Genomic DNA, 7,841 nt, shown 5'->3' on the forward strand with positions numbered 1-7,841 from the left:
TGTAGTCGGTGTTTCAGCTGCTCGCCTTGATGATGTCCCACGCCGACAGCTCGTCGGTCGACGGCGGGCTGTGCATCGCCGGGGACGTCAGCTGCGCCGCGGCCGCCTGCGGCACCGCGAACCCCGTCGCCGGCGGATGCACCTGCGCCAGCCGGCACCACGTCAGCCCGAGCGTGTAGGTGGTGGCCAGCAGCGACGCCAGCGCGTCGGGGTCGTCGGTGCGCAGCGCGTCCGGCAGCCGCCCGTCGCGCGGCCACAGCGCCCGCCCCGGATGCGCCGGATCGGTCAGGACGGCCTGCGCGTGCGCGGCGCTGTCGGGGTCCAGCCACCGCTGCAGCGCCGGCAGCGCGCCCGGCGCGGCCTGCAGGTCGGCGGCCAGCACCGCCACCCCCGCACGGCGGACCTCGTCGTGGGCGCGTCCCCCGGCGCCCGGCCGCCGCGGGCCGGTGAGCGTGCGCGACGACCTGCTGCAGGTCGTACAGGGCCAGCCGCAGGAACTCGCCCGGGGAGGTGTCGCGGACCATCGGGGTGGCGAACTCGGCCGGGCAGCGGCGCCGCCACTCCTGCAGGATCGCCTCCGGCCCGTACCGGACGGTCGCCATGTCCTGGTTCACCATCCGCAGCGACGCCGCGGTCACCGCCGCCAGCGCGTCCGCGCCCGGCCGGAACCGCGGATCGGCCTGCAGCCCCGCCGCGACCTCGTACATCACCCGCGCGATGTGCGCGGCGCCGCCGCCGTCGCCGGCCCCGAGCCGGTGCACGTAGTAGCCGGCCAGGGTGCCGAAGTCCGGCGGCATCATCCAGTGCAGCCGCTCGGCGGGGGTCGTCAGGAACGGGATGAACGACTCGATCAGGGGATGCTCGGTCAGCACCACCGGCGACCCCGCGCACCACAGCAGCGCGCCCCACGCCGCCGCGATCGTGGACGGCGTCCCCGGCTGGAACATCGGGTCACGCTGCACGAACTGCGCCGGGTTCACCGCCAGCGCCGTCGTGATCGCCTGCGAGACGCGCGCGACGACCGGGGTGTCGGGGACCGGCCCGAGGAACCCCAGCGGCGCGACGCGTCCCGCCGCGAGATCGGGACCGGTCGGGAACAGCTGCGGCGGCACCGGCGGCGTCCCGGCGCCGCGCGGCGCGGGGACCGCCACGGCCCGGTCGGCGGGGTCGCCCGGCGGCGGGCACGGATGCCACGCGCCGTCCAGCCCGCACCGGTACCAGCGCCCCCACGCCCCGTACAGCCACCATTCGCCCGCGCCCCACAGCATCCGCGCGGCGATCTGCGCGGCGCGTTCGGCGGGCGGCGCCGTCTGCCACCACGGGGACGCCACCAGTTCCCGCACGTTGCCCTCGACCGCGGTGAACAGGTCCCCGCCCGGCCCGCCTCCGGTTCCGCCGGGCTGCGCCCCGGCCCCCTGCACGCTCACCCGGCGCATAGTAGTCCTCCCCGGGCGATCCGCCGTCATCGTCGCGTCCCGCCCGGGGACGCGCGCGTGCGCGGGTCCCCGGGGCGCGAGGTCGCACGGGGTCGCACGGGGTCACGGGACGTGCAGCGACTCCAGCACCGACCTCACCGCGGGCGGCATCTCCCGCTTGCCCCCGGCCGCCGGGTCGACGAACACGTGCCGCACCTCCCCGTCGGCCAGGAGCCGCTCGCCCACCCGGAACTCCGGCCGCACCACCAGGCTCGTCACCCCCACGTGCGCCACCGGCATCCGCACCTCCAGCACCTCGTCGAACCGCGCGCCCTCCCGGAACCGGATCCGCGCCTCCGCCACCACCAGGTCGTAGCCGTCCTGCACCATCCGCCCGGGATCGGCGATCAGCTCCCGCCACATCTCCGTCAACGCCACGTCATAGAAGAACAGGTAGTGCCCGTTGAACACCACGCCCTGCTGGTCGCATTCGCTGTACCGGACCCGCAGCCGGTGCGTGAAGATCTCGCCCATACCGCCCATCCTCCCGCACGGCCCGGGCGGGGACGGGACGCGTTCCCCGGGGCGTCGCCGCGGCTGAAGACTCGGCAAAGGTTGCCTCCCGGGAGGGTGCGGGCACGCGATCGGGGCACCGCGGCGCGGTTAGCGTGCGGGCATGCCCGACCGCCCGGCGAACGGCCCGAGGACGACGCAGACGACGCACCGGCAGACGACGCACCGGCAGGCGAACCCGGCGAGGAGCCCCCCGGCGGGCCCGCCGGTGAGCGCGCGGGGGAACCGGCCCGCGCCCCCGCGGGCGCGACCGCCGCCCCGCCGGAGGACACCGTCCCGCCCGCCGGCGCCACCGCCGCGAGCATCGCCGCGGACCCGCGGCGGATGCCGCCGTGGCTGCCCAAGGCGTTCGTGCTGGCCGGGGCGATCACCCTGGCGTTCGTCGCCGGGCTGTGGATCGTCGAACGGCTCCGCGAACTGCTGGTGCTGCTGCTCACCTCGCTGTTCCTGGCGTTCGCGATCGAGCCCGCCGTCAACTGGCTCGCCCGCCGCGGCTGGCGCCGCGGCGCCGGCACCGCGCTGATGTTCGTGGTGATCGCGGCGCTGCTGGCCGGGTTCGTCGGCGGCATCGGGTCGCTGCTGGCCACCCAGACCAGCAACCTCATCGACGCGTTCCCCGGCTACGTCACCGGCGTCATCGACTGGATCAACGGCACGTTCGGCACCGACCTGTCCCGCGAGACGCTGTTCCAGCGGCTGCCGACCGTCACCCAGCAGCTGTCGGGACAGCTGTCGGCGCTCGCCGGCAACGTGTGGGTGATCGGCGCCACCGCCTTCGAGGTGTCTTCAAGGCGCTGGCCGTCCTGCTGTTCACCTTCTATCTGTCGGCCGAGGGCCCCCAGTTCCGCCGGACGGTGTGCTCGGTGCTCCCCCCGCACCGGCAGCGGCAGGTCCTGGCCGCCTGGGAGATCGCCGTCGACAAGACCGGCGGCTACATCTACTCCCGCGCCCTGCTCGCCCTGGTCTCCGGCGTCGCCCACTACATCGCCATGGCCGGGCTCGGCGTCCCCTACGCCGCGACGCTCGCCCTGTGGGTGGGGGTGCTGTCGCAGTTCATCCCCGTCGTCGGGACCTACCTGGCCGGGGCGGTGCCGGTGCTGGTCGCCCTCACCGAGGCGCCCGCCACCGCGCTGTGGATGCTGCTGTTCATCGTCGCCTACCAGCAGCTCGAGAACTACCTGCTGCAGCCCCGCATCACCGCCCGCACCATGGCGATGCATCCCGCCGTCGCGTTCGGGCTGGTGCTGGCTGGCGCGGCCGTCGTCGGGCCCGCCGGGGCGCTGCTGGCGCTGCCGCTGGGCGCCAGCGTCCAGGCGTTCGCCGGCGCCTACATCCGCCGCTACGACATCGAGGAACATCCCCTCACCGAACCGCCCGCCCGCCGCGCGCGGCGCCCGGCCCCGCCGCCGCGGGAACCGCGGCGAGCAACGGCGACGGCGGCGGCGAACCCCGCGGCCGATGACCGGTCCCGCCGGACGCCCCGCCGGACGCCCCGCCGCGCGGCCCGTCCGGCGGGTGCGGGTCAGGCCCGGGTCGCGCCGATCGCCTTCATCAGCGACGGCCACACGAACTCGCTCTCACGGACCCACGCCGGCCAGTTGTGCCGCCCGTCGCCGTAGATGTGCGCGGTGTGGGGGATGCCCAGCTCGTCCAGCCGCTTCTTGAACTCCTTGTTGTTGGCGCCGATCACGATCTCGCTCAGCAGGCCGATGTCCCACGGCGCCACGTCCGGGTCGCCGGGGCCGGGCCGTCCCGTCGTCCCGGCGGAGAAGAAGATCCCGGTGCCGCGCAGCTCCGGCGCCAGGGTGTGCGGGTCGTGGGCCTTCCAGTTGGCGTCGTCGGCCCACGGGATGCCCCAGATCGCGAACGGGTCCTGCCCGTTGGAGGCGTTGGTGAACATCAGCATCGCCGGGATGCCCGGCTGCCGCATCGACAGCACCCCGCTCAGCGACGCCACGTACTCGAACATCCCGGGGTGGCGGGCGGCGTAGGTCACCGCGCCCGCGCCGCCGGAGGAGTTGCCGATCGCCGCGCGCCGCGCCCCGGCGTTGTAGTTGCGCTCGATCAGCTGGCGGACCTCGGCGGTGTGGAACGTCTCCCACTTGGGGGTGGCGCCCTTGCCGTAGTTGTACCAGTCGGCGTACGAGCCGTTCTCGCCCTCGGGCATCACCACGATGACGTTGTAGGCGCGCGCCCACGCCTCGATGTCGGTGTTGCGGGCCCAGGAGGTGTAGTCGTCCTGCCCGCCGTGGAACGCGTACAGCACCGGCCACGTGCGCGCGGCGTCGCGCGTCCAGTTCTCCGGCAGCAGCACGCGGGCCTTGACGCGCTTGCCCAGCGCGGGGGAGGCGATGGTGATGTCGACGTCGTTGCCGGCCAGCCCGCTCTCGGCGACGATCCGCGCGCCGTCGTCGGCGCGGGCCGCGGCGGTGTCGGCGTGCGCGGTGCCCGCTCCGGCCGCGCCGATCCCCGCGACCAGGACCGCGACGAGCGTCCCGGACGTCGCCGGGCGTGTCCGTCGGGCCGCGCGTGCCTGACTGCGGACGGAAGGCGTCATCGACTCACCTCGCGGGACGTGCGCCGCCCCCTGGACGGGCCGCGCGGCTTCCGCCGAGTGTCCTCGCCCCCCGCTAAATGATCTACAAGGGCCGGTAATAAGAAAATCTTGCGGCACTGTTGAGAAGTGAGTCATTTCGGGTGCGGGTGTTGCCGTGATAAGCGGCCGGGAACCGCGCGGCGTCCGCGGCCCGCGGGGCCACGGGAGGTCCGTCCGTGGCATGGGTCACAGGGGCCCGCCCGCCCATTGACCGTAAGCAAGCAATTACTCGACGATGGGGGGCGGATCCGGCGAGGAGGACGCGGCGACATGAGCACCCGGCAGGACGGCGGGACGATCGGCGAGATCGACCCGAGCGAGATCGACCTCAGCGACCTGCGGTTCTGGGGCCGCCCCCTGGACGAGCGCGCCGCCGCGTTCGCCGCGCTGCGCGCCCGCGGGGCGCCGTCGTTCTTCGCCGACCCGCCCGTCCCGTTCACCGGCCGCGGCGGCGGCTACTGGGCCCTGGTGTCGCACGCCGACGTCACCGAGGCCAGCCGCAACCCGCAGATCTTCTCCAGCGAACCCAACGCCACCACCGTCATCGACTCGCCCGGCTTCCTCGACCGCTACGTCAACTCCATGATCAACATGGACGATCCGCGGCACGCCAAGATCCGGCGCGTGGTGTCGCGGGCGTTCTCCCCGAAGATGCTCGCCCGCACCGAGGACGACATCGCCCGCCGCGCCGCCCGGATCGTCGACGAGCTGATCGCCGCCCGCGCGGCCCGGCCCGCCGGCGAACCCCTCGACTTCGTCGAGCACGCCGCCGTCCGGCTCCCCGTCGAGGTCATCTGCGCCATGCTCGGCATCCCCGAACGCCTCTACCCGCGGGTGGTGCGGCTCACCAACATCGTCCTCGGCAACTCCGACCCCGAGTACACCGGCATCACCCCCGACATGGGGCGGCTGCGCACCGGCATCGGCCTGGCCAAGGTCGCGCTCGCCTCCCGCGACCTGCACCGCCTCGCCGCCCGGCTCGGCCGCGAACGCGCCGCCGAACCCACCGGCGACCTCACCTCCGCGCTCGTCAACGCCAACCTCGACGGCGAGAAGCTCAGCACCCGCGAATTCGGGACGTTCTTCCTGCTGCTGGTCGTCGCCGGGAACGAGACGACCCGCACCGCCATCGCGCACGGCCTGGAACTGCTTACCGACCATCCCGCCCAGCGCGACCTGCTCCTGGACGACTTCGACGGGCGCATCGGCGCGCCGTCGAGGAGATCGTCCGCGTCTCCACGCCCGTCATCTGCTTCCGCCGCAACCTCACCCGCGACCACGTCATGAACGGCCACGCCTACCGCGCGGGCGACAAGGTCATGCTGTTCTACAACTCCGCCAACCGCGACGAGAGCGTCTTCGAAAACCCCGACGCCTTCGACATCACCCGCTCCCCGAACCCCCACGTCGGATTCGGCGGGCCCGGACCCCACTTCTGCCTCGGCGCCAACCTCGCGCGCCGCGAGATCACCGTGATGTTCCGCGAGCTGTTCACCCGCCTGCCCGACCTGCGCGCCGCCGGCGAACCCGACCGGCTGATGTCCAGCTTCATCAACGGCTACAAGCGGCTGCCCTGCACCTTCACCGCCCCCTGACCCGGGCGGGGTCCGGCGGGAAAGCGGTCAGCCGGACGGGACGGGCGGGACGGGCGCGCGGCGGTCCCACTCGTCCCGCAGCATCGCGTACACGACCTCGTCGGTCCACTCGCCCTTCACCATCTCGTTCTGCACCAGATGCGCCTCGCGCCGCATCCCCAGGCGCTCCAGCACCCGCGCGGACGCGGCGTTGCGGCCGTCCAGCCGCCCCACGACCCGGTGCAGGTCCAGGCCCTCGAAACCCAGCCGCAGCACCACCTCGGCCGCCTCGGTCGCGAACCCCCGCCCGTGGAACGCCGGATTGAAGATGTAGCCGATCTCGCCCTGCCGGTGCTCCCGGCTGCGCCACTGCAGATTGACCTCGCCCATCAGCCCGCCCGTCTCACGCAGCACGACCGCGAGCACCAGCCAGTCGCCCTCCCGCTCCACGGCGGAGGCGCTCATCTTCTCCTTCAGGAACGACCTGGACTCCTCCAGGTTCCGCGGCTCCCAGTACAGGAAGCGCGCCACCTCGGGCAGCGACTGGTACGCGTACAGGCCCTCCAGGTCGTCCTCCCGGAACGGCCGCAGGGTGAGTCGCTCGGTCTCGATGGGGAATACGGGACGCAGCACGCAAAGATCCTAATCAGGGGGTTCGGGGTTCGGCGACCCGTTTCACACGTCCGAGTCAGGACGGTGCGGGCCGCGGTCGCGCCCCGCACCGCCCCCCGCCCGGCCGTCCGGGCCGTCTCCCGCTTCGTTCCGGGCATCGTTTCCTGCCTCGTCTCCTGCCTCGTCTCCGGCTCGCTCCTCCGCTTCCTCGCCGTCGCCGACGCCGGTCTCGCGGCGCTCCCGCTCACCGAACGCACGCGTGTCACGGAACCGGGCATAAGGCTCCTCACCGGGCGGGCCCCGCCCGGATCGCGCGGCCCCGCTCCAGCTCGGCGTTCAGCTCCGCGCCCAGCAGGATCGCCAGGTTGCTGATCCACAGCCACACCAGGAACACGATCACCCCGGCCAGGCTGCCGTAGGTCTTGTTGTAGCTGGAAAACCCCGCCACGTACAGGGCGAACAGGCCCGACGCCGCCAGCCACACCAGCACCGCCACCACGCTGCCCGGCGTCACCCACCGGAACCGGCGCCTGACGTTGGGCGCCGCCCAGTACAGCAGCGAGAACAGCAGGGCGATCACCACCAGCAGCACCGGCCACTTGGCGATCCGCCACGCCGTCACCGCCGCCGGCCCCAGGCCCAGCATGTCCCCGGCCTCGCGCGCCAGCGGACCCGACACCACCACCGCGACCGCCGACGCCGCCAGCACCACCAGCGTCAGCAGCGTGATCCCGACCCGCAGCGGCACCATCTTCCAGAACGGGCGCCCCTCCGGCACGTCGTAGACCACATTGGACGCCCGCATGAACGCCCCCACGTACCCCGACGCCGACCACACCGCCCCCACCAAGCCAACGATCGCGACGATCCCGGCGCCCCCGGACCCCTGCAGCTGCCGGACCGCGCCGATCAGCAGGTCCTTGACCGCCCCGGGCGCCATCCCGCCGAGATCGGAGATCAGGTCGTCGGTCGCCGACTCGCCGGCCAGCCCCACCAGCGACACCACCACCAGCAGCCCCGGGAAGACCGACAGCACCGCGTAGTACGTCAGCGCCGCCGCGTAGTCCTGCA

At 73.6% G+C, this 7,841-nt stretch carries 8 protein-coding genes and 1 pseudogene; 4 read left to right on the plus strand and 5 right to left on the minus strand.

What is annotated here, in order from left to right:
• Both BJF79_RS53830 and BJF79_RS27455 read right to left on the minus strand, forming a co-directional pair.
• A partial coding sequence (locus tag BJF79_RS53830; protein WP_143220204.1) for a hypothetical protein occupies positions 1–1,427 on the minus strand: 1,427 nt, incomplete at its 3' end.
• Between the two features lie 111 nt (positions 1,428–1,538).
• Positions 1,539–1,949 (minus strand): acyl-CoA thioesterase, encoded by a 411-nt coding sequence (locus BJF79_RS27455; protein WP_158079307.1) that lies wholly within the window; start codon positions 1,947–1,949, stop codon positions 1,539–1,541.
• Positions 1,950–2,312: 363 nt separating this feature from the next.
• Here BJF79_RS27455 and BJF79_RS61870 point away from each other — a divergent pair.
• Positions 2,313–2,684, plus strand: a pseudogene (locus BJF79_RS61870) (AI-2E family transporter); the annotation flags it as partial.
• A 56-nt stretch (positions 2,685–2,740) separates the two neighbouring features.
• Complete coding sequence (locus BJF79_RS27460; RefSeq protein ID WP_262402662.1) at positions 2,741–3,607, plus strand: AI-2E family transporter; 867 nt, start codon at positions 2,741–2,743, stop codon at positions 3,605–3,607.
• On the opposite strand, the gene BJF79_RS27465 is transcribed toward BJF79_RS27460, so the two are convergent.
• Positions 3,511–4,545, minus strand: coding sequence for an alpha/beta hydrolase (locus BJF79_RS27465; RefSeq protein ID WP_075901683.1), 1,035 nt, complete (start codon positions 4,543–4,545; stop codon positions 3,511–3,513). The genes BJF79_RS27460 and BJF79_RS27465 overlap by 97 nt on opposite strands.
• Before the next feature lie 309 nt (positions 4,546–4,854).
• Here BJF79_RS27465 and BJF79_RS27470 point away from each other — a divergent pair, with 309 nt between their 5' ends.
• Both BJF79_RS27470 and BJF79_RS65830 read left to right on the plus strand, forming a co-directional pair.
• Entirely contained in the window at positions 4,855–5,871 is a 1,017-nt protein-coding gene (locus tag BJF79_RS27470; protein WP_316043449.1) for a cytochrome P450, read from the plus strand.
• On the plus strand, positions 5,832–6,179 hold the full coding sequence (locus BJF79_RS65830; protein ID WP_316043450.1) for a cytochrome P450: 348 nt from the start codon (positions 5,832–5,834) through the stop codon (positions 6,177–6,179). Before BJF79_RS27470 ends, BJF79_RS65830 begins: the two co-directional genes overlap by 40 nt.
• A 27-nt stretch (positions 6,180–6,206) precedes the next feature.
• Here BJF79_RS65830 and BJF79_RS27475 read toward each other — a convergent pair whose 3' ends face one another.
• Together BJF79_RS27475 and BJF79_RS27480 are read right to left on the minus strand one after the other, a co-directional pair.
• Positions 6,207–6,791, minus strand: a complete 585-nt coding sequence (locus BJF79_RS27475) for a GNAT family N-acetyltransferase (protein ID WP_075901685.1) — start codon at positions 6,789–6,791, stop codon at positions 6,207–6,209.
• Positions 6,792–7,056: 265 nt separating this feature from the next.
• A partial coding sequence (locus tag BJF79_RS27480; protein WP_075901687.1) for a YihY/virulence factor BrkB family protein occupies positions 7,057–7,841 on the minus strand: 785 nt, incomplete at its 5' end.

Origin of the sequence: Actinomadura sp. CNU-125, from assembly GCF_001942465.1 — a bacterium.
Classification (GTDB): domain Bacteria; phylum Actinomycetota; class Actinomycetes; order Streptosporangiales; family Streptosporangiaceae; genus Spirillospora.